Origin of the sequence: Geminicoccus flavidas, from assembly GCF_009806515.1 — a bacterium.
Taxonomy (GTDB): Bacteria; Pseudomonadota; Alphaproteobacteria; order Geminicoccales; family Geminicoccaceae; genus Geminicoccus; species Geminicoccus flavidus.
Genome location: NZ_WUJP01000328.1, coordinates 1 through 18,998, shown reverse-complemented (window position 1 = coordinate 18,998; position 18,998 = coordinate 1). Strand labels below are relative to the sequence as shown.

Genomic DNA, 18,998 nt, shown 5'->3' with positions numbered 1-18,998 from the left:
GGCCCCAGCACGCGTGCCGCCAGCCGCGCCTGGTAGGCGCCAGCGTCCGCCCTGCCAGCGCCTGCCCGTCCGGGTCATCCAGAAAGATGCAGGAACGGTACTGGCTGCCGACATCGTTGCCCTGGCGCATGCCCTGGGTCGGGTCGTGCCCCTCAAAGAACCGGCGCAGCAGTTCGGCGAGCGTCACCTCGCGCGGATCGTAAACGACCTGGACCGTTTCGGCATGGCCGGTGCCTTCGCTGCACACTTCCCAGTAGGTCGGGTTCGGCGTGGTACCGCCGGCATAGCCCACCGCGGTCACCCAGATGCCCGGGACCTGCCAGAACAGCCGCTCCGCACCCCAGAAGCAGCCCATGCCGACCAGCAGGGAACGGCAGCCCTCCGGCCAGGGCGGCGCCAGGGGGCGGCCGCTCACATGGTGGAGCCCCGGCAGTTCCACCGGCTCCGCTCGACCCGGCACCCAGTCGGTACTGGCGGGCCGCTTCCTGCGCAGGAACGAGAAGCTGAACATGGCTGCCCCGATCCGGCTACAGCCCGATCGGTGTGGATCCTCAGGCGTTACCTGCCGGGGTCATGTGCTCGATCCGGCCGAGCAGCCCGATGCGACGGCGCTGGATCGGCGGCCGCAGCGCCCAGAAGCTGACCCGCCGCTCGAGCCGCTCCACCCGCGCATCCCAGGGTGAATAAAGACCGCTTCCGGACAGCGCCGCCGTCTCGGGCTCCACTTGCGCCTCAGGCCTGCGTGCCAGCACCCTTCCGGCCTCCCCTGAATTGCCATGCCCGACTAGTATCCGTCGGCCGGCATCGCTGCGGGAAATGTGTACACTGCGTCTTGTCAGACACAGTATCCAGAGCCACAGGCGGCGCAAATAGGGCTGCGCATTGCAAATACGTCATGTGGCGGCGACCAGCCCATCACGGAGCACCGGCAGCAGCCAGACCAGGATGGGAAAGGTGACGATGGTCGAGACCACGATGGTAGCGCCGGCCTCGCCCACGGCCGTGTCGTAGCGCACGGAGAACAGGTAGGCGTTGATCCCGGCCGGCATCACCGCGGTGACGATCGCCACCGCCCGCGTCACCGGGTCGAGCGGGACCACCCAGGTGGTCATGGCGAACACCAGGAGCGGGAACAGGAGGTTCTTGAACAGACACAGCACCAGAGCCTCCCGCCACAGGGCCCCCAGGCGGAAGCGGGTGAGGTTGGCGCCCAGCGCGAACAGCGCCATTGGCATCGCCGCCTGGCCGAGAAAGGCGGCAGTGCGGTCCACGGCGGCCGGCACGGGTACTGGCGAGAGGCGCAGCAGCAGCCCGGCGGCCAAGCCCACCAGGATCGGGTTGGTGATCAGGCTGAGGGCAACCGATCGCGGCAGCTTGCGCAGTTCACCGGCAGCACCGATGCCGAGTTCGGCCGCCACCGTGGTGAGGGTGAACAGCGTGGCGCTGTGGAACGCGATCAGCAGGAACAGCGGCACCGCTCCCTGGTCGCCAAACACGCCGATGGTGATTGGCACCGACAGCACCAGCACGTTGCCGAAGCAGGCGGTGATGCCGAAGATCGCGGGCTTGGCGGCGCGTGCCGCAAAGAAGCGCCAGCCGAACCAGGCGGACAGGCCGAACACCGCGAACGCGCAGCCGAAATAGACCAGGACCAGCCGCCACTCGATCTGCGCGGGCAGCTCCACGGTGAGCATCTGCCGGGCCAGCATGATCGGCAGGGCCACGTCGAACACGAAGCGCGAGATGCCCTGGACCTGCTGGTCCTGCACCAGCCGGATCCCGGCAAGGACGCGCCCGAGCAGGACGAGCGCATAAACCGGCACGAGGTGGTCGATGAGGATCTGGGACAAGGGGCACCGTCTGGCTGGGCGGCCAGCTAGGCCAGCGCCGGTGGGCCCGGCAAGCGGGGCCGGCGCATGGCGGCCCTGCTGATCGCCCCATCAGACGAGGCTGCCGTGGCAGGCCTTGTACTTCTTGCCCGAGCCGCAGGGACAGGGCGCGTTGCGGGATACCCGACCCCAGGTGGACGGATCGTCCGGGTCGAGCGCCATGCTCGCGGCCGCCCCCGCCTCGGCACTGGCACCGGCCATCGCCATGGCCGTATTCCGCGCCAGGGCGGACACGCCGCCGGGCCTGCCGCGCGGGGCATCCGGCTCGGCACCCGCGAACTGGGTGGGCGGCGGCGGCTCGATGCGCACCTCGAGCTGCATCATGACCTGGGTCACCATCTGGCGCAGCTCGACCAGCAGGCTGTCGAACAGGTCGAACGCTTCCCGCTTGTACTCGTTCAGCGGGTCCTTCTGGCCATAGCCGCGCAGGTAGATGCCCTGGCGCAGATGGTCCAGGTGGAGCAGGTGGTCCTTCCAGACATGGTCCAGCACCTGGAGCAGCAGGCTCTTCTCGGCCTGCCGCATCACCTCGGGGCCATAGCGCTCGACCTTGGCGGCATAATGGGCATCGGCGGCCTCGCTCAGGCGCCGGACGATCTCCTCTTCGGCGATCCCCTCCTCCTTGGCCCAGTCGGCCACCGGCAGGTCGAGGGCCAGGTAGCGGCGCACGTCGGCGGTGAGGCCGTCGGTGTCCCACTGCTCCGGATAGGCCTTCTCGGGGATGTGCTTGCGCACGATCTCGTCGATCGTCTGCGCGCGCATGTCGGTGATCGTGTCCGCGACGTCCTCGGCCTGCATCAGCTCGAGCCGCTGCTCGTAGATGACCTTGCGCTGGTCGTTCATGACGTCGTCGAACTTCAAGAGCTGCTTGCGGATCTCGAAGTTGCGCGCCTCGACCTTCTGCTGCGCCTTTTCCAGCGCCTTGTTGATCCAGGGATGGACGATCGCCTCGCCTTCCTTCAGGCCCAGCTTCTGCAGCATCCCGTCTATGCGCTCGGAGCCGAAGATCCGCATCAGGTCGTCGTCGAGCGACAGGAAGAACTTGGAGCGGCCGGGGTCACCCTGCCGGCCGGAGCGGCCGCGCAGCTGGTTGTCGATCCGCCGGCTCTCGTGGCGCTCCGTGCCCAGCACGTAGAGCCCGCCCGCCTCCTTGACCCGCACCTGCTCGGCCTCGACCTCGGCCCGGATCCGCGCCGCACCGTCCGGATCGGGGGTCTCGCCCAGCTCGTGCTGGATGCGCATCTCGGCATTGCCGCCGAGCTGGATGTCGGTGCCGCGCCCGGCCATGTTGGTGGCGATGGTCACGGCACCCAGCCGCCCCGCCTGGGCGACGATATAGGCTTCCTGCTCGTGGTAGCGGGCGTTCAGGACCTGGTGCGGGACCTTCTTCTTCTTCAGCTCGTCGGAGAGCATCTCCGACTTCTCGATCGAGACCGTGCCGACCAGGATCGGCTGGCCCTTCTTGTGGGCCTCCTCAATCTCCTGGACGATCGCCTCGTACTTCTCGCGGGCCGAGCGGTAGACCTCGTCGTCCTCGTCCTTGCGCACCATCTTGCGATGCGTCGGGATCTCGACCACCTCGAGCTTGTAGATCTCGGCGAACTCGGCGGCCTCGGTGGCAGCCGTGCCGGTCATGCCGGACAGCTTCTCGTAGAGCCGGAAATAGTTCTGGAAGGTGATCGACGCGAGGGTCTGGTTCTCCGGCTGGATCGCGACCTTCTCCTTGGCCTCGATCGCCTGGTGCAGCCCTTCCGAATAGCGGCGCCCTTCCATCATGCGCCCGGTGAACTCGTCGACGATGACGATCTTGCCGTTCTTGACGACATATTCGACGTCGCGCGTGAACAGGTGATGCGCCCGCAGCGCCTGGTTCACGTGGTGGACCAAGCTGACATTCTCGATGTCGTAGAGATCCGGCGCCTTGAGCAGGCCGGCCTTTTCCAGGAGCTCCTGGATATGCTCCTGGCCCTGCTCGGTGAGCGAGACCGAGCGCTGCTTCTCGTCCTTCTCCCAGTCGCCCTCGACCAGGAGCGGCATGACCGCGTCGACCGCGCGGTAGAGCTCGGAACTATCCTCGGCGGGCCCGCTGATGATGAGCGGCGTGCGCGCCTCGTCGACCAGGATGCTGTCGACCTCGTCCACGATCGCGAAGCCGTGCCCGCGCTGGACCATCGAGTCGACGCTGTGCTTCATGTTGTCGCGCAGGTAGTCGAAGCCCAGCTCGTTGTTCGTCCCGTAGGTGATATCGCAGCGATAGGCGTCGCGCCGTTCCTGCTCGGGCGTCTGCGGCACGACCACGCCGACCGTGAGGCCGAGGAAGCGGTGGACCTTGCCCATCCAGCCGGCGTCGCGGCGGGCCAGGTAGTCGTTCACCGTGACGACGTGGACGCCCTTGCCGGTCAGCGCGTTCAGATAGGCCGCAAGCGTCGAGACCAGGGTCTTGCCCTCGCCGGTGCGCATCTCGGCGATCTTGCCCTGGTGCAGCACCATGCCGCCGATCAACTGCACGTCGTAGTGGCGCTGGCCGAGCGTACGCTTGGCCGCCTCGCGCACGGTGGCAAACGCCTCGACCAAGAGGTCGTCCAGCGTCTCGCCGCCGGCCAGCCGGCCCTTGAATTCGTCGGTCTTCGCCCGAAGTTGCTCGTCGGTGAGGGCCACCATCTGCGGCTCCAGCGCATTGATGGCGTCGACGTTCTTCTTCAGGCTCTTGATGACACGGTCGTTGTGCGACCCGAAGAGCCGCCTCGCGATGGCGCCGAACATGCCGCTGGGAAATCCCGCCAAAGAGTGGACCAGGCGCAGCCTGCGCCCGACCAGGGTCGGTGAGCTACGCCGTCATCCCAAAGGTGTCAACGCGACCCTGCTTGTGCAAGCCTGCCTGTGATGGCACCAGTCCATTCCGCTCAGGCCATGTTCCGGCCAACGACATGAAGAGGAGCACCATCGGTGCGTCTAGCGGTATTCGGCGTTTCCTTCCTCCTGGCGACGAGCGCGCTCGTCCATGCCCAGGAATCGGCGCCCGCCCCGGCCGAGGCCCAGGGCCAGGCCGCCCCGGCCACGCCTGCCGGGGACCCGGTGGTCGCCCGCGTGAACGGTGAGGAGATCCGCCGTTCGGATGTCCAGCGCTTCCAGGAGAGCCTGCCCGAGCAGTATCGCAGCATGCCGCTCGAGATGGTGTTCGACCCGCTGCTGAACCGGGTCATCGACACCCGCCTGCTCGCCGAGAAGGCAGAGGCCGACGGCATCGCCGCCGAGCCCGCCGTGCAGGCCAAGGTCCAGGAAGCGCAGCAGGGCATCCTGCGCGACGAGCTGCTGCGCCGTGCGGTCGACGCCGCGACCGCGCCCGAGCAGCTCCAGGCGGCCTTCGACGCGGCCAAGGGCGAGGACGGCTTCGCGCTGGAGGAGGTGCGCGCCGCGCACATCCTGGTAGAGACGCCGGAGGCGGCCAAGGAGATCATCGCCCGGCTCGACAAGGGCGAGGCGTTTGCCGAGGTCGCGAAGAGCATGTCCAAGGACCCGGGCAGCGCCCAGCAGGGCGGCGAGCTCGGCTGGTTCACCCGCGACAAGATGGTCCCGGAGTTCAGCGCCGCCGCGTTCGCCATGGAGCCCGGCAGCTATTCCAAGGAGCCGGTCCAGTCGCAGTTCGGCTACCACGTGATCCTGCTGGAGGAGAAGCGGACCCGCGAGCCGAGCCTGGAGGAGATGCGCGAGGAGCTGTTCCAGGAGAACGCGCGCAAGGCCATCGAAGAGACCGTGGCCGATGCGCGCGAGGGTGTGACGATCGAGAAGTTCAACCCGGACGGCTCGGCTCCCGCACCGGCGGGCGAGGCGGCGCCTGTGGAGGGTGGTGCCGCGGCGCCGGCCGAGTAAGACTTCCGGCTAGGCAACGCCTTCCATCGAACCGTCCACCGAGAACCGTCGAATGAGCCTTCCCGTCTCGCCGCTGGCACCCGAACGCCTGCCGGACCTTCCGCCGATCGCCGGCGTGCGCTTCGCCAGCGCCGAGACCGGGATGCGCTACCAGAACCGCAAGGACCTGCTGCTCGCGGCCTTCGACCCCGGCACTGCCGTGGCCGGCGTGTTCACCCGGAACGTCGTGTGCGGCCACCCGGTCACCTGGTGCCGCCAGATCCTGCCGGGTGGCCGTGCTCGGGCACTCGTGGTCAATGCCGGTAACGCTAACGTGTTCCGCGGTGCCGAGGGTGACCGGGCAGTGCGTATCGAGGCGGAGGCGGCCGCGGCAGCACTGGGCTGTGCCCCCGAGGAGGTGTTCGTCGCGTCCACCGGCGTGATCGGCATGAAGCTCGACGCGGAGCTGATCGCCCGCCACCTGCCGGAGCTGGCCCAGCGGCTGGATCCCGCCGCCATGGCGGATGCCGCCCGTACCATCGTCACCACCGACACTTTCCCCAAGGCTGCGGTGCGCAGCGTCGAGATCGCCGGCCGCACCGTGACGCTGGCCGGCATCTGCAAGGGTTCCGGCATGATCGCGCCCAACATGGCGACCATGCTGGCGTTCGTGTTCACCGACGCGGCGGTGGCCCCGGCGGCACTGCAGACCATGCTCCAGGCGGCCGCCGACCGATCGTTCAACTGCGTGACCGTCGACAGCGACACCTCCACCTCCGACACGCTCCTGTGCTTTGCCACCGGCAAGGCCGGCAACCCGCCGATCGAGGCCGACTATGGCCCGTTCGCCGACGCACTCACCGAACTCTGCACCGATTTGGCGATCCAGGTCGCCAAGGACGGCGAGGGCGCGCAGAAGCTGATCACCGTCACGGTCGAAGGCGCTGCCGACGACCGTTCGGCGCGCCGGCTGGCCATGGCGGTCGCCGATTCGCCCCTGGTCAAGACCGCGGTGGCCGGTGAGGACGCCAACTGGGGCCGGGTCGCCATGGCGCTGGGCAAGGTCGGCCTGCCGATCGAGCTGGATGCCCTGACCATCGCGTTCGGCGGCGTCGCGGTCGCCAGGGACGGCGGTGCCGTCGCCGACCTGGACGAGACCCCGGTGGCCCAGCACCTGAAGGGCCGGGACGTGCGCATCGACATCCGCGTGGGCAGCGGGCCCGGCCGGGCCAGGGTGTGGACCTGTGACCTTACCCACGGCTACATCGACATCAACGGCAGCTACCGTTCCTGACCGTCCAGCCCGCGTCTGCAGATCCCTTGCCCTCCCCTGACAAACCGATCGTCCTCGTGGTCGCCTGCGCGCTCGTCGATCCCGACGGGCGCGTGCTGGTGGCCCAGCGCCCCGAAGGCAAGTCCATGGCCGGCCTGTGGGAGTTCCCGGGCGGCAAGGTCCAGCCGGGCGAGAGTCCGGAAGCCGCCTTGATCCGCGAGCTGGAGGAGGAGCTGGGCGTCTCCACCCATGCGAGCTGCTTGGCACCCCTCACCTTCGCCTCGCACGCCTACGAGGGCTTCCACCTGCTGATGCCGCTCTATGTCTGCCGCCGCTGGCACAACGAGCCGGTGGGCCGGGAGCATCAGGCGCTGCGCTGGGTCCGGCCGCAGCGCCTGCACGAGCTGGCCATGCCCCCTGCCGACCTGCCCCTGATCGCCCCGCTCTGCGACCTGCTCTGACCCATGGAGATGGTCGTCGGGGTGGCGTTGCCCTTCTTCGCCGTGCTGATGTGCGGGTTCCTGGCGCGGCGGCTGCGCATCCTGGACGATTACGGTATCCGCGGGCTCAACGCCTTCGTCTACTGGTTCGCCCTGCCGGCCCTCCTGTTCTGGCGGGTTGCCGAGACCCCGTTCGCCCGGCTCTCCGACCCGACCTTCTACCTCGTCTACGAGGGCAGCGGCCTGGTCCTCTATGGCCTGGTGTTCGCCCTGGTCCGTCTGGTGCTGCGCCGCTCGCGCGCCGAGAGCGCGCTCGCCGCACTCGCGTCGAGCTGGGGCAATGTCGGCTATATGGGCGTGCCGCTGCTGCTCGCGGCCTATGCGCCCGAGCAGTCCATGCCGGCGGTGATTGCGACGGCGCTCGACAACATCGTCCTGCAGACCCTGACCGTGGCGGTGATCGAATCCGGCGGCGGCACGCGCGGCCGGCGCCTGGGCGTGCTCGGCATCCTGCGCGGGATCTTCACCAATCCGCTGATCGTCGCGGTGATCGCCGGCTTCGTGGTGGCCTACCTGGAACTGGAGCTGCCATCCCCGATCCTGGGCTTCCTGGCCCTCCTGGGCCCCGCCTCCGGCCCCGGCGCCCTGTTCGCGCTCGGCGCCACGCTGACCGGCGGCTTCGGCGCCAGCCGCGACCTCGGCCTCGCCGCCAAGATCGTCATCGCCAAGCTGGTGGGCCTGCCCGCCCTGATGATGTTCACCCTGACGCTCATGCCCCTGCCCGACGACCTGGTCGAGCCGACCCTGATCACCGCTGCCCTGCCGACCGCGGCCAGCGTGTTCGTGCTGGCCCAGCGCTACCAGGTCCTGGAGCGCCCGATCGCGCTCGTGGTGTTCGCCAGCCACCTGCTCGCCATCGCCACGCTTACCGGGCTGCTCGTGCTGCTGTAGCGGCGCCCCATCGTCGGTTTGCCGGCAGCGGGCAGCCGCTGAAAGTCCGGGATCAATTCCCCTTCAAAGCGTACAATGGGAGGCGCATCAACCCATCAGGGAGGTTCTGCCATGGCCACGACCGTTGCCTGCCGCTCCACCCTCCTCCTTGCCGTCTCCGCCGGCTTCGTTGGCGCCCATGCAGCGCCCGCCTCAAGCGACGAGCAGACGCTCCGGTACAAGCTGGTGGTCCAGCCGGCCGGCAAGCCGGCGACCATGCCCGAGATCGGCGGGCACACCGCGACCGTGGGCGAATATATGGGTGTCGCCGTGTTCGAGGATGGCCGCATCGCCCACAAGCGCTTCGTCGACATCAGCGACGACACCGCCACCGGCGGCAACTTCAAGGGCTACAGCACCTACACCTTCGAAAATGGCGACTCGCTGACCTTCAGCTATACCGGGGAATGGAACGACCAGGGGCTGACCGGCGCCTACACCCTGCTCTCGGGCACTGGCCAGTACGCCAACGCGACGGGGACCGGCTCCTTCAAGGGCGTGGACGAGCCCTGGGAGCAGGCGAACCTGCTGGAAGGCTCGTTCCAGCTGACGGTGCCGAGCCAGTAACCGACCCCGTTCGCCCGGTGGCGCATGGGCTGGCGGAGCCGGATCACCCTGGCCCGGCTCCGCGCTGCCGCACGAAGCTCGCCTATCCTGCCGCAGCAGCCGGGGGCAGCACATTGTCCTCCCACCGCGCCTTGATATGCGGCAGGCGCAGCTCGTCGGCCGCACCGTCCAGCAGCTCCAGCACGCGCGGCGGGGTCAGCGGGATCTCGCGGACCGGGCGGCCGGTGGCGTTGACAACCGCGCAGGCCACCGCGGCCGCGACGTTCAGGATCGGCACCTCGCCGGCACCCTTGATGCCCATCGGGCCGATCGAGGGCGCGCCCTCGTAGAGGTCGATCTCGACCGGGACCACGTCCTGGGCCAGCGGCACCCGGTAGGTCTCGAAGCCCTGTTGGCGCACCTTGCCATCCGGGCCGATCGTCACCTCCTCGTGCAGCGCATAGCCCAGGCCCTGCACCACCCCGCCCTGGATCTGGCCACCGATGGCGCGCGGGTTGATCGCCCGGCCGACATCCTGGACGACCCGGTAGGCCAGGACCTCCACCTGGCCCGTTTCCGGATCGACCGCCACCTCGCACTCGTGCACCGCGAACACCGGCAGGTCGAGCGCGTCGACCAGATGGCCAGCCGTACAGCCCGGCCGCGACGCCGTGCCCGGTGCGGTGAACGCGCCGCTGCCCGAGATCGGCCCGGTCACACCTTGAGCACGCTGGGCCACCGCCGCGATCGAGACCCTGACCTGCGGTGCGCCCACCACCTGGACATGGCCCGCCTCCAGCACGAGGTCGTCCGGAGCCGCCTCCAGCATGTCGGAGGCGATCTGGAGGAGCTTCGTGCGCACCTCCTGGCAGGCGGCGACGCTGGCCGCCCCGAGCGACACGGTGGTCCGTCCCCCGCCTACGCCCACGTCATAGCCCGCGGCATCGGTGTCGGCCTGGCGCACCACCACGTCCTCCGGGCGCAGGCCCAGCGAATGGGCCACGATCTGCGGCAGGGCCTGGACCATCGCCCCTGAGCCGATCTCCACGCCCGAGGTCACCACCGTGGCGGTGCCGTCCGGGTTGAGGTTCACGGTGGCGGCCGACGGGCCCACGAGGATGAACCAGGTGCCGATCACGGTGGCGCGGCCGAACAGCCGCCCGTCGCTCGCCGCCGGCCGTTCCGGCGCTTTCGCCCGCAGTGCCGTCATGCGGTCCAGCATCGGGCCCAGCACGTTGCCCTCGAACACTTGGCCGGTGGCACCGATCGACCCATCGCCGATCACGTTGCGCTTGCGGAACTCGACCGGGTCCATGCCGATCGCCTGGCAGATCTCGTCGGTATGCCGTTCCAGCGCAAAGACATTGTAGGTGCCGTTGCAGGCGCGAAATGCCCCGGTCGGCGGGGTGTTGGTGTAGATCGCCCGACTCACCAGACGCACCGAGCCCAGCCGGTAGCTCCCGCCCAGCGTGTGCGCGGTCATGCTGGCCAGGAAGGGCTGCTCACCGCCATAGGCGCCGCAATCCATCAGCACCACCGCCTCGCGCCCCACGATCTCGCCAGATGCGGTGACCGCCGAGCGGATCCGGATCTCGGCATTCTCCCGGCAGAGTGCGGTCAGCATCTCGTCGCGCCGGCTGTTCGCGAGCCGGACCGGCCGGCCTGATGAGCGCGCCAGCAATGCCGCGAACGGCTCCAGCCCGAACGCGAACTTCAGACCGAACCCGCCGCCCACGGCCGGCACCACGACCCGCACGTCTGCCGGGCGCATGCCCAGCAGGCTGGCGGTGGTGTCGCGCACGGTCCAGGGCGCCTGAGTCGAGGTCTCGATCAGGACGCGGCCGTCCTCGAAGGTCGCGATGCAGGCGCGCGGCTCCAGCGAGGCCTGGTTCTGGCGGCCCACCCGGAACGTGCTCTCCACCACGGTGACGTCCGGCCGGGCGAACGCGGCTGCCACGTCGTCGCGCACCACGGTCGCCTCCCAGGCGACGTTGCCGGCGCGCTGGCCGCCCGGCACGAACTGCGGGTAGTCGCGCCAGCCCGAATGGACGAGAGGCGCATCGGGGGCGAGCGCCTCGGCCATGGTCAGCACCGGCGGCAGTGGCTCCAGCTCCACCACGATCGCGGCCGCGGCAGCGCGCGCCTGCTCGGCCGTGTCCGCGGCCACCGCGGCGATCGGCTCGCCGACAAAGCGCACCTCGCCCGTGGCGAACAGCGTCTGGTCGGCCGCCACCATGCCGGAGCGGCCGGGTGCATCCGCACTTCCCACCACCGCGCGCACGCCGGGCATCCGCCGTGCCGGCTCGAGGTCGACCCGGACGATCCGTGCCGCCGGCACCTCCGCGCGGCGCAGGGCAGCATGGAGCATGCCCGGGCGCGCCCGGTCCACCGTATAGCGGGTCTGGCCGCGCAGCTTGTCCGCGGCATCGCGCCGGGGCAGGTCCAGGCCGATCATGGGCGCGTTCATGGGGTGGCTCCTTCCGGCTGGCGCAGTGCCGCACTGGCTGCCAGTGCCGCCTCGATGATCCGCTCATAGCCGGTGCAGCGGCAGATATTGCCGGCGAGCGCCGAGCGGATTTCGGCCTCCGATGCATTGGGCCGGCGCTCCAAAAGCCCGGTCAGCGCCATCAGTATGCCGGGAAAGCACATGCCGCACTGGACGGCATCGTGCTCCAGCATGGCCGCCTGCAAGGGCGACAGGCCGTCCCCCGCCGTCCCCAGCGATTCCACGGTGCGCACCGCCCGTCCCTCCACCAGGCCCACGGGAAGGAGGCAGGCCGCCACCGGTTGGTCGTCCACGAGCACGGTGCAGGCCCCGCAGAACCCTTCGCTGCAGGCCTGCTTGGCCCCGGTCAGGAACAACTCCTCGCGCAGCACCTCGACCAGCGGCGTCATCGGCGCCGCGGCGATCGTCCGCGCCTCGCCATTGACCGTGATCTGCATCGCCATGGCTCCTCCCCTCCGCTCAGGCCAGGGCAGCGGCGACTGCGCGCCGCACCAGCGCCGGCAGCACCCGCACCCGATAGGATCCCGGCACCTCGACGCCGTCGCGCGCCTGGAACCCGTCCAGCAAGCCCTTTGCCGCCTGTGCCACACTGTCCGGATCGAGTGCTTGGCCCTGCAGCCGCTCCTCCAGCTCGGGCCAGCGCCGCGCCACCGGTTCCACCGAACCCACCGCCAGCCGCACGGCCTCCACCCGCCCGCCGCCATCGACCGTGGCCGCGAGGCTCACCATCGCCACCGGATAATCGCCGGCCACGCGCAGCGGCAGCCGGGTATGCGCCGAGCGCACGGCCTGGCGCGGCACGATCAGCTCCGTCAGGACCCGGCCGGGCTCGAGGCCCGCCCGCATCGCCAGGAAGTCGGCGAGCGACAGCCGCTCCGTGCCACCAGGCCCCGTCACCTCCACCGCCGCGTCCAGGCAGAGCAGGGCCGGCACCAGGTCGGCGGCAGCGAAGTCATGGGCGCAGAGATTGCCGCCCACGGTCGCGACGGCGCGCACCGAGGGATTGGCCGACCGTCCGGCCGCTTCGGCCAGCACCCGGCATTCCGGCAAGTCGGCCAGTGCTGCCGCCAGCTCGGCATGGGTGGCGCAGGCGCCGATCCGGACCTGGTCGGGCTCGACCGCGATCCGCCGCAGCGCCGCGATCCGGGACAGCCCTACATAGGCCCGCCCGTCCGGCCGACGCATGATCCAGGTGGCGCCGGCCATGGGTGCGCCAGCAGCACCGCGCTCGGCCAGGGCCGCCAGCGCATCGGGCAGGGAAGTCGCCAGGTAGAGCCCGCCGCCGTTCGCCGATCCCGCCATCGCCCCCTCCTCGTCGTGCCGAGCGCTATGCAAGCCCCGGTGTAAGCAATGTCCTTGCCAGGATGGCTTTCTGTTCTGGTGCCTCCAGCGACGACCGCGCCGTATCCGGCCGGCGGCCGCCACCTCCCTGGTCGCTGCCAGCGCAGCTTCTTCGAGCCATTCTAGAAATGCAATGGCCGCGCCGGCGCCGGCCGGCACGGCCCCGTCGCGCCTGTCCACGGCGGCTTCCGCCGAATTCCACCGAATTCCACACTTCCGCTCTTGCACGAGACGCCGTTTCCACATCACGCTCCGACGGTTGACGCTGTGATCGCGCGCAGCTCGGAGGAAGCGAGCCGCGTTCCGGCAAGTGATCGTCAAGAGCGACCCAAGATGTCGCCGAAGGACAGGGAGTTCCCGATCATGGACGCGCGGCTTGGCAGCTTTGTGGGATTTCGGCGCAGGATGGGGTCGCTGGCCGGCATCCTGGCCATGACGGCCGGGCTGGCCGTTGCTGCGCCGGCCGGTGCTGCCGAGCCGCCCAACCTGAATGCCATGCTCGGGTCCATGGGCTTGGCACCGCTCGCAGCACAGGTCAGCGACCGGCCTGAGGACGTCCGCTCAGTCCTGCTGAAGCGGCTCGACGAGGTCCGCAAGTCGATCGACCGCTGCCAGACCTTCCTCGGACGGAACTTCCCGAACAGGGCGGCCGACGCCATCCTGAAGGGCGTGGCGCTGAAGCCCGGCGGGTTCGATGCGGCGGTCGCAGCGGCCCATGCCAGGCTCAGCGACGCGGCCAGCAGCGGCAGGCTGGCCAAGCGCGACCTCGATGTCTGCGTGCGGCTGGTCGACATGCGGATCGGCGGGCGCACCGAATATGTACGCAGCCTGGAGCAGATCGACCGCTCCATCTACAAGTGCGGCAAGGTCCTGGCAGCCGGCACGCCCAGCAGGGGCGCGGTCGATGTCCTGCGGACGCTGGACCGGCGCGCCGGCTCGCCCACCTACACGGAAGCCGGCACGCTGGCCGCCCTCGACCGTGCCTTCGGCCGGTCTACCGGGCTCACGCGCCTGGACCTGGATACCTGCGCCGCTGCCTACGATCTCGATAGGGAGATGCAGCCGCGCACATCACCCAGGCTCGACTTCTCCTACTGCCCTGCCGGCTCCACGTTCTGCGAGGGCAGTGTTCCAGGCTATGTCTGCTGCAGCGGCAGCACACCCATCTGCGCGCAGTCCTGCGACGAGGACGGCGACTGCGAGCCTTATTGCGAGCCGAGCCTCAGCTGCTTCCCGGGCGACGCCACGGTCGTCACCGAATCCGGCGATCGCAAGCCGGTGGCCGACGTCCGGGTCGGCGACCGGGTCCAGGTGGTCCATGCCGACGGCACGCTGGGCTTCGAGGACGTCTATCTGCTGACCCACCAGGACGCGACCATCACCCAGACCTATGTCCGCCTGACACTCGATTCCGGCCGCAGCCTGGTGCTTTCGCCCCGCCACTTCATCCCGACCGCCAGGGACGGCTCCGCCTGGGACAGCCGGCTGATCGTCGGTGCCGACGAGGTGCACGCAGGCGACCGCGTCTGGTACTTGAGCGAGGACGGCCAGATGCGGATCGGCACGGTCGCTACCGCGGCCCGCGAGGCCGCCACCGGCGCCTTCAACCCGCTGACCATGCAGGGCAGCATCGTGGTGGACGGCGTGGTCGCGTCCGCCCATAGCGACTGGTTCCTGGACGGCTACGTCTCGGCCCATGCCCAGGCCGGGATCTACCAGGCGATGTTCGCGCCCGTGCGCGGCATCTACACGCTGATCGGGCCGGAATGGACCCGCACGATCGCCGAGGACTGGGGCGTGGTCGATGCGGCGCGCGAGGGCACCGGCTCGCCGGCCGCGCTGCCGCTCGGGGCGGCGGCACTGGGCGGCGGCCTGCTCATCGCCGTTCTAGGACTCCATCTGGTCCGCCGGCGCCGTGCCGGGCTGGCCTAATCCGGCCCCCCAGGAGGCCAGCATCGTCGACCGCTTCGCCGGCTACCGGCGGTTGCGGCGGCGGCTGGCCTCCGCGGCCCGGCAAGGCATGCTCGACCTGCTGTTCCGCGAGCGCCCGGGCACTCCCGCCATCGACTTCAGCGGCTATGACTATCTGGCCCTTTCGGCCCACCCTGCCGTGCGCGCCGCCGCCAAGGCCGCGATCGACCGCTACGGCACCTCGGTCTCGGCCAGCCGGATCGTGTCCGGGCAGATCGGCCTGCATGCCGAGCTCGAGCGGTGCTTGGCCGCCTTTCTTGGCACCGCCGACTGCCTGGTCCTGGTCAGCGGCTACCTCACCAACGTCACGGTGATCGACCATCTGTTCGGCACGCCCGACCTCGTAGTGCACGACACCGGTGCCCATAACAGCATCCTGACCGGCGCCCGCCTATCCGGCGCCACGCAGCTCTGCTACCCCTGCCAGGATTGGGGGGCGCTCGACCGGGCCCTGCGGCCGGTCCGCCCCAGTCATCGGCGCGGCCTGCTGGTGGCCGAGGGCCTCTACAGCATGGACGGCCTCGTGCTGGATTTGGCGGCAGCCAGAGAGGCCTGCCAGCGCCACGACCTGCTGCTGATGGTGGACGAGGCCCACTCGCTGGGCACGTTGGGTGCCACCGGACGGGGCATCATCGAGCAGGCGGGACTGCCGGCCACTGCCGTCGACATCCACATGGGTACGCTCAGCAAGGCGCTGGCGAGCTGCGGCGGCTATCTGGCCGGCGATGCCGGTCTGATCGAGTATCTGCGCTACCTGGCACCCGGCTTCATCTTCAGCGTCGGCCTGCCTCCCGCCGAAACCGCGGCAGCCCTGGCGGCACTGGGTGTGCTGGAACGCGAGCCTGGGCGGGCAGCGGAACTGCACGAACGGGTCCTGCTGTTCCGCCGCCTGGCCGATGCCCACGGCCTGCCGCTCACCGGCGATCCCGGCTCGCCGATCGCTTCGCTGGTGGTGGGCGACTCGGAAGCCTGCATGGCGCTGGCTGGCGAGCTGGCGGCGAGCGGGCTGCACGTGCCGCCGGTCCTGCCGCCGGCCGTTCCCCCCGATGCCGCACGGCTGCGCTTCTTCGTGACCCTCCACCACCAGCCAGCACAACTGGCCGGTACGGTGGAAAAGTTGGCGCGGGCCTGGCAGAGCCGGCTGCACCGGCCCCGTGCCGCATGAGCGGCCACGCCATCATCAGTGGTGGCTCCAGCGGCATCGGCCTCGCCATCGCGCGGCAACTGGCCGGCAGCGGCTGGCGCCTCTCGCTCCTTGCCCGTGACCGGGACCGCCTGGCAGAAGCCGCCGAGCTCCTGGCAGCCGACGGCGCCATGACCGTCCGGATCCGCTCGGTCGACGTCGCCGACCAGCCGGCACTGGCCAGTGCCGTGCAGGATGCCGTGGCAGCCCTGGGCCCGCCATCCCTGCTGATCGCCGCCGCGGGCATGGTGGTGCCCGGCCACTTCGCCGAGCTGGAGGATGCCGCGTTCACCCGGACCATGGCGGTGAACTATCTGGGCAGCCTCTATCTGGTGCGCGCGGCCCTGCCGGCGCTGCGGCTGGCGCGCGCCCCGCGAATCGTGCTGATCTCCTCCGGCGCCGGCCTGCTCGGCCTCTACGGCTATGCCGCCTATGCCCCGACCAAGTTCGCGGTGCGGGGCCTGGCCGAGGCGCTGCGCAGCGAGCTGGCGCCTGAGGGGATCGGGGTCTCCGTGGTGTTCCCGCCCGATACCGACACGCCGCAGCTCCACGCGGAGCGCCGCCTGCGGCCTCTCGCGACCAGCCGGATCGCCACTGGCGCAAGAGTCCAGCCGGCCGATGCGGTGGCCCGAGCGATCCTGCGCGGCATCCGCAGGAACCGGTTCGTGATCGCTCCCGGCTGGGAGATGACCACGCTCGCCTGGCTGCACAGCCTGCTGGGCCCGCTCCTGCACCGCTTCTGGTTCGACCGGGTGATCCGCGCCTGCCACCGGCAGCCTCCCACTGGGCCTATGTCGCAAATCACTTGCCAACCGGCCCAGGATGACGGACTATTCTGACGCCGGTTCCTCCAGGCCTGTTCTTCACATCTTCCCGACACCCGGCAATAGTCATCGTTCGGTAGGCCTGTTGTCTGCTTGCCTTTGCATGATGCCGTCGTCCCGCAGCAGGCCGGACGTCCATGTCGCAGCAACAGGGGTACCGTCATGGCGATCGCTTCCCTGCCACCCCGCCCGCACGCCCCTTCTCGCATGGTGCCGCCGGCTCCAGCCGCGCTCGGCCCCGCTCTGGTCGATGTGCTGTTCCCCAGCGCCAGGGCAGAACACCGCCAGGCCTTCGTCCGCCACTGGCCGGCACTGGCCGATTACTACGGCCTGGACGCCCACCCGTGGCGCCGCGAGTTCTTCCTGGCCCAGCTCGGCCATGAATCCGGTGGGCTCGCCATGCTGGAGGAGAATCTCCACTACGAGGCCAGGCGGCTGCTGGCCGTATTCCCTGGCCATTTCCGGACGCTGGAGGAGGCGCAGGCCTGTGCCGCAGCACCGGAGCGACTGGCCAACCGGGTCTTTGGCGGCCGGATGGGCAATGGCGACGAGGCCAGCGGCGACGGCTACCGCTATCGCGGCCGCGGCTATGTCCGGCTGACCGGCCGCGAGACCTATCGCGAGATCGGCCGGCTCACCGGCCTGCCTTTGGAATCCCAGCCGGACCTGGCCTGCCATCCCGACCATGCGCTGCATTGTGCCGCCGCGTTCTGGACATGGCGCGGGCTGAACGAGCTGGCCGATGCCGGCCGGTTCGAGGCGGTCACCCGCCACCTCCATGCCACGCTGCACGGGCTGGAGGACCGCCAGGCCTGGCTGGACAAGGTCCGCCGCGTCCTGGCCGGCCCGCCCGCCGAGATGCTGCTGGACGTCCCGGCCGTGCTCCGGCTCCAGCGCGCCCTGCAGCAGCAGGGCTATGCGGAGCTCGGTGCCGCCGACGGCCAAGTCGGCCCGCGCACTTTGGCCGCGGTCGCCCGGTTCCGCCAGGACCACGGCCTGGGCCCGGGCGGGATCGACGGCCGCTTCCTCGACAGGCTCGCTTCCATCTGAGCCGACCGTGGCCCGGAACCCCCGCCCCGGACATCCATGCCATGCCCGTCTGGATCGGCTTCTCCCTGGTCGAGTGGTGCATCATCGCCATGCTGGCCCTGTTCCTGCCGCTGGCGGTGTTCTTCGGCCGGGGCAGCGTGCGCCAGCGCCGCCTGGCCATCCTGGACAACCTGGAGGCCGCGGCACGCCGGGCGATGCCCGACCACCAGCAGGTCGAGGTACCGCTCCTGGCACTGGTGCGGGCTCGCTATGCACCCACCGTGATGCTGGGCCCGGATGGCCGGCCGGACGCTCGGGCGAACCTCTACCGTGCCGTGCGCGAGGGGCTGGCCTATGCCGTATCCAGCGCCAGCTTCGTGCTGCTGTGCCTGGCCGGCTTCTACCTCCTGCTGGGCATCGGCCGCAGCATTGCGGTCGATTCGGGCATCCTGCTCCAGGGCCTGTCCGATGCCGCCGCCGGCTCGCCGGAGGCCGCCGCGTACCGCACCGTGACGGCACTGGTGGTGGGGGCAGCCTTTCTCGGCGCCTATGTCTGGTCGATCAACTACCTGATCCTGCGGGTCGCCAACTTCGACCTGTCGCCGCTCGACTGGCTGCGGGTCTCGGTCCATCTGCTGCTGACCTGCCTGGTCGCCGGCGTGTTCCGCCACGTCGTCGCCGCCGGCACCGGGCTGGAACTGGCCGCGGCCCTGGTGCTGCTGGCGGCGTTCCTGATGGGCATGTTCCCCTCTCTCGGCCTGAGCGCGCTGGTCGACCGGCTGCCGCCCAGCTTCCGGCTGAAGCGGATCGTGCCAGAGGGCGACCGGATCGCCCGGGAGTTCCCGCTCGACCTGATCGACGGGATCGATGCCGGCATCCGCTTCCGGCTGGCCGCCTACGAGATCGACGACGCGCAGAACCTCGCCACGGAGAACCCGCTCAGCCTCTATGTCGGCACGCCCTACAACCTGTTCCAGATCATGGACTGGATCGCGCGTGCCCAGTTGCTGGTAGCGGCTGGACCTGCCCGCTACCTGGCCCTGCGCGAGCGCAACTTGTCCGACATCCATGCACTTCTGGCCATGGGCGAGACGGTGGCTGGCCGCGCCTTCCTGGCGCCCGCCCTGTTCGACCCGGTGCCGCCCGACGAGGTGGTG

At 70.1% G+C, this 18,998-nt stretch carries 17 protein-coding genes; 10 read left to right on the top strand and 7 right to left on the bottom strand.

What is annotated here, in order from left to right:
• From msrA to secA, 4 genes are all read right to left on the bottom strand, one after another.
• Positions 1-511, bottom strand: a 511-nt coding sequence (gene msrA / locus EQG76_RS09170) for a peptide-methionine (S)-S-oxide reductase MsrA (RefSeq protein ID WP_159712672.1), incomplete at its 3' end; no start/stop codon positions are given.
• Between the two features lie 40 nt (positions 512-551).
• Positions 552-752 (bottom strand): hypothetical protein, encoded by a 201-nt coding sequence (locus EQG76_RS09165; RefSeq protein ID WP_159712670.1) that lies wholly within the window; start codon positions 750-752, stop codon positions 552-554.
• A gap of 141 nt (positions 753-893) precedes the next feature.
• The gene (locus EQG76_RS09160) at positions 894-1,850 is read right to left on the bottom strand and encodes an AEC family transporter (protein ID WP_159712668.1); all 957 of its coding nucleotides are present in this window, start codon (positions 1,848-1,850) and stop codon (positions 894-896) included.
• A 90-nt stretch (positions 1,851-1,940) separates the two neighbouring features.
• Positions 1,941-4,652 carry a preprotein translocase subunit SecA gene (gene secA / locus EQG76_RS09155; protein WP_159712666.1) on the bottom strand — a complete coding sequence of 904 codons (2,712 nt, stop codon included), beginning with the start codon at positions 4,650-4,652 and terminating at the stop codon, positions 1,941-1,943.
• A 183-nt stretch (positions 4,653-4,835) separates the two neighbouring features.
• On the opposite strand from secA, the gene EQG76_RS09150 reads away from it, so the two are divergent.
• The 5 genes from EQG76_RS09150 (at position 4,836) to EQG76_RS09130 (ending at position 9,008) form a co-directional block, all read left to right on the top strand.
• Positions 4,836-5,759 carry a peptidylprolyl isomerase gene (locus EQG76_RS09150; RefSeq protein WP_159712664.1) on the top strand — a complete coding sequence of 308 codons (924 nt, stop codon included), beginning with the start codon at positions 4,836-4,838 and terminating at the stop codon, positions 5,757-5,759.
• Positions 5,760-5,811: 52 nt separating this feature from the next.
• Positions 5,812-7,032: a bifunctional glutamate N-acetyltransferase/amino-acid acetyltransferase ArgJ gene (gene argJ / locus EQG76_RS09145; protein WP_159712662.1), complete on the top strand. Its 1,221-nt coding sequence runs from the start codon at positions 5,812-5,814 to the stop codon at positions 7,030-7,032.
• A gap of 26 nt (positions 7,033-7,058) precedes the next feature.
• Positions 7,059-7,472, top strand: a complete 414-nt coding sequence (locus EQG76_RS09140) for a (deoxy)nucleoside triphosphate pyrophosphohydrolase (RefSeq protein ID WP_159712660.1) — start codon at positions 7,059-7,061, stop codon at positions 7,470-7,472.
• A gap of 3 nt (positions 7,473-7,475) precedes the next feature.
• Complete coding sequence (locus EQG76_RS09135; protein ID WP_159712658.1) at positions 7,476-8,402, top strand: AEC family transporter; 927 nt, start codon at positions 7,476-7,478, stop codon at positions 8,400-8,402.
• Between the two features lie 111 nt (positions 8,403-8,513).
• The gene (locus tag EQG76_RS09130; RefSeq protein WP_159712656.1) at positions 8,514-9,008 is read left to right on the top strand and encodes a hypothetical protein; all 495 of its coding nucleotides are present in this window, start codon (positions 8,514-8,516) and stop codon (positions 9,006-9,008) included.
• Positions 9,009-9,090: 82 nt separating this feature from the next.
• Here EQG76_RS09130 and EQG76_RS09125 read toward each other — a convergent pair whose 3' ends face one another.
• The 3 genes from EQG76_RS09125 to EQG76_RS09115 are packed head-to-tail and all read right to left on the bottom strand — an operon-like array spanning position 9,091 to position 12,795.
• Complete coding sequence (locus tag EQG76_RS09125; RefSeq protein ID WP_159712654.1) at positions 9,091-11,454, bottom strand: xanthine dehydrogenase family protein molybdopterin-binding subunit; 2,364 nt, start codon at positions 11,452-11,454, stop codon at positions 9,091-9,093.
• Complete coding sequence (locus tag EQG76_RS09120; RefSeq protein ID WP_159712652.1) at positions 11,451-11,936, bottom strand: (2Fe-2S)-binding protein; 486 nt, start codon at positions 11,934-11,936, stop codon at positions 11,451-11,453. Before EQG76_RS09120 ends, EQG76_RS09125 begins: the two co-directional genes overlap by 4 nt.
• A gap of 16 nt (positions 11,937-11,952) precedes the next feature.
• Entirely contained in the window at positions 11,953-12,795 is an 843-nt protein-coding gene (locus tag EQG76_RS09115) for an FAD binding domain-containing protein (RefSeq protein WP_159712650.1), read from the bottom strand.
• A 402-nt stretch (positions 12,796-13,197) separates the two neighbouring features.
• Here EQG76_RS09115 and EQG76_RS09110 point away from each other — a divergent pair, with 402 nt between their 5' ends.
• The 5 genes from EQG76_RS09110 to EQG76_RS09090 form a co-directional block, all read left to right on the top strand.
• A complete protein-coding gene (locus EQG76_RS09110) occupies positions 13,198-14,766 on the top strand; it encodes a Hint domain-containing protein (RefSeq protein WP_159712648.1) in 1,569 nt (522 codons plus the stop codon).
• On the top strand, positions 14,750-15,970 hold the full coding sequence (locus tag EQG76_RS09105; RefSeq protein ID WP_159712646.1) for an aminotransferase class I/II-fold pyridoxal phosphate-dependent enzyme: 1,221 nt from the start codon (positions 14,750-14,752) through the stop codon (positions 15,968-15,970). Before EQG76_RS09110 ends, EQG76_RS09105 begins: the two co-directional genes overlap by 17 nt.
• A complete protein-coding gene (locus EQG76_RS09100; RefSeq protein WP_159712644.1) occupies positions 15,967-16,827 on the top strand; it encodes an SDR family NAD(P)-dependent oxidoreductase in 861 nt (286 codons plus the stop codon). Before EQG76_RS09105 ends, EQG76_RS09100 begins: the two co-directional genes overlap by 4 nt.
• Positions 16,828-16,974: 147 nt before the next feature.
• The gene (locus EQG76_RS09095; RefSeq protein WP_159712642.1) at positions 16,975-17,862 is read left to right on the top strand and encodes a peptidoglycan-binding protein; all 888 of its coding nucleotides are present in this window, start codon (positions 16,975-16,977) and stop codon (positions 17,860-17,862) included.
• A 41-nt stretch (positions 17,863-17,903) separates the two neighbouring features.
• A partial coding sequence (locus tag EQG76_RS09090) for a hypothetical protein (protein ID WP_159712640.1) occupies positions 17,904-18,998 on the top strand: 1,095 nt, incomplete at its 3' end.

Bases quoted from the DNA above. Each gene is read 5' to 3' on its own strand.
- EQG76_RS09100 (WP_159712644.1), top strand. From the start codon at position 15,967: ATGAGCGGCCACGCCATCATCAGTGGTGGCTCCAGCGGCATCGGCCTC.
- EQG76_RS09115 (WP_159712650.1), bottom strand. From the start codon at position 12,795: ATGGCGGGATCGGCGAACGGCGGCGGGCTCTACCTGGCGACTTCCCTG.
- argJ (WP_159712662.1), top strand. From the start codon at position 5,812: ATGAGCCTTCCCGTCTCGCCGCTGGCACCCGAACGCCTGCCGGACCTT.
- EQG76_RS09120 (WP_159712652.1), bottom strand. From the start codon at position 11,936: ATGGCGATGCAGATCACGGTCAATGGCGAGGCGCGGACGATCGCCGCG.
- EQG76_RS09110 (WP_159712648.1), top strand. From the start codon at position 13,198: ATGGACGCGCGGCTTGGCAGCTTTGTGGGATTTCGGCGCAGGATGGGG.
- EQG76_RS09095 (WP_159712642.1), top strand. From the start codon at position 16,975: ATGGCGATCGCTTCCCTGCCACCCCGCCCGCACGCCCCTTCTCGCATG.
- EQG76_RS09135 (WP_159712658.1), top strand. From the start codon at position 7,476: ATGGAGATGGTCGTCGGGGTGGCGTTGCCCTTCTTCGCCGTGCTGATG.
- EQG76_RS09125 (WP_159712654.1), bottom strand. From the start codon at position 11,454: ATGAACGCGCCCATGATCGGCCTGGACCTGCCCCGGCGCGATGCCGCG.
- EQG76_RS09130 (WP_159712656.1), top strand. From the start codon at position 8,514: ATGGCCACGACCGTTGCCTGCCGCTCCACCCTCCTCCTTGCCGTCTCC.
- secA (WP_159712666.1), bottom strand. From the start codon at position 4,652: ATGTTCGGCGCCATCGCGAGGCGGCTCTTCGGGTCGCACAACGACCGT.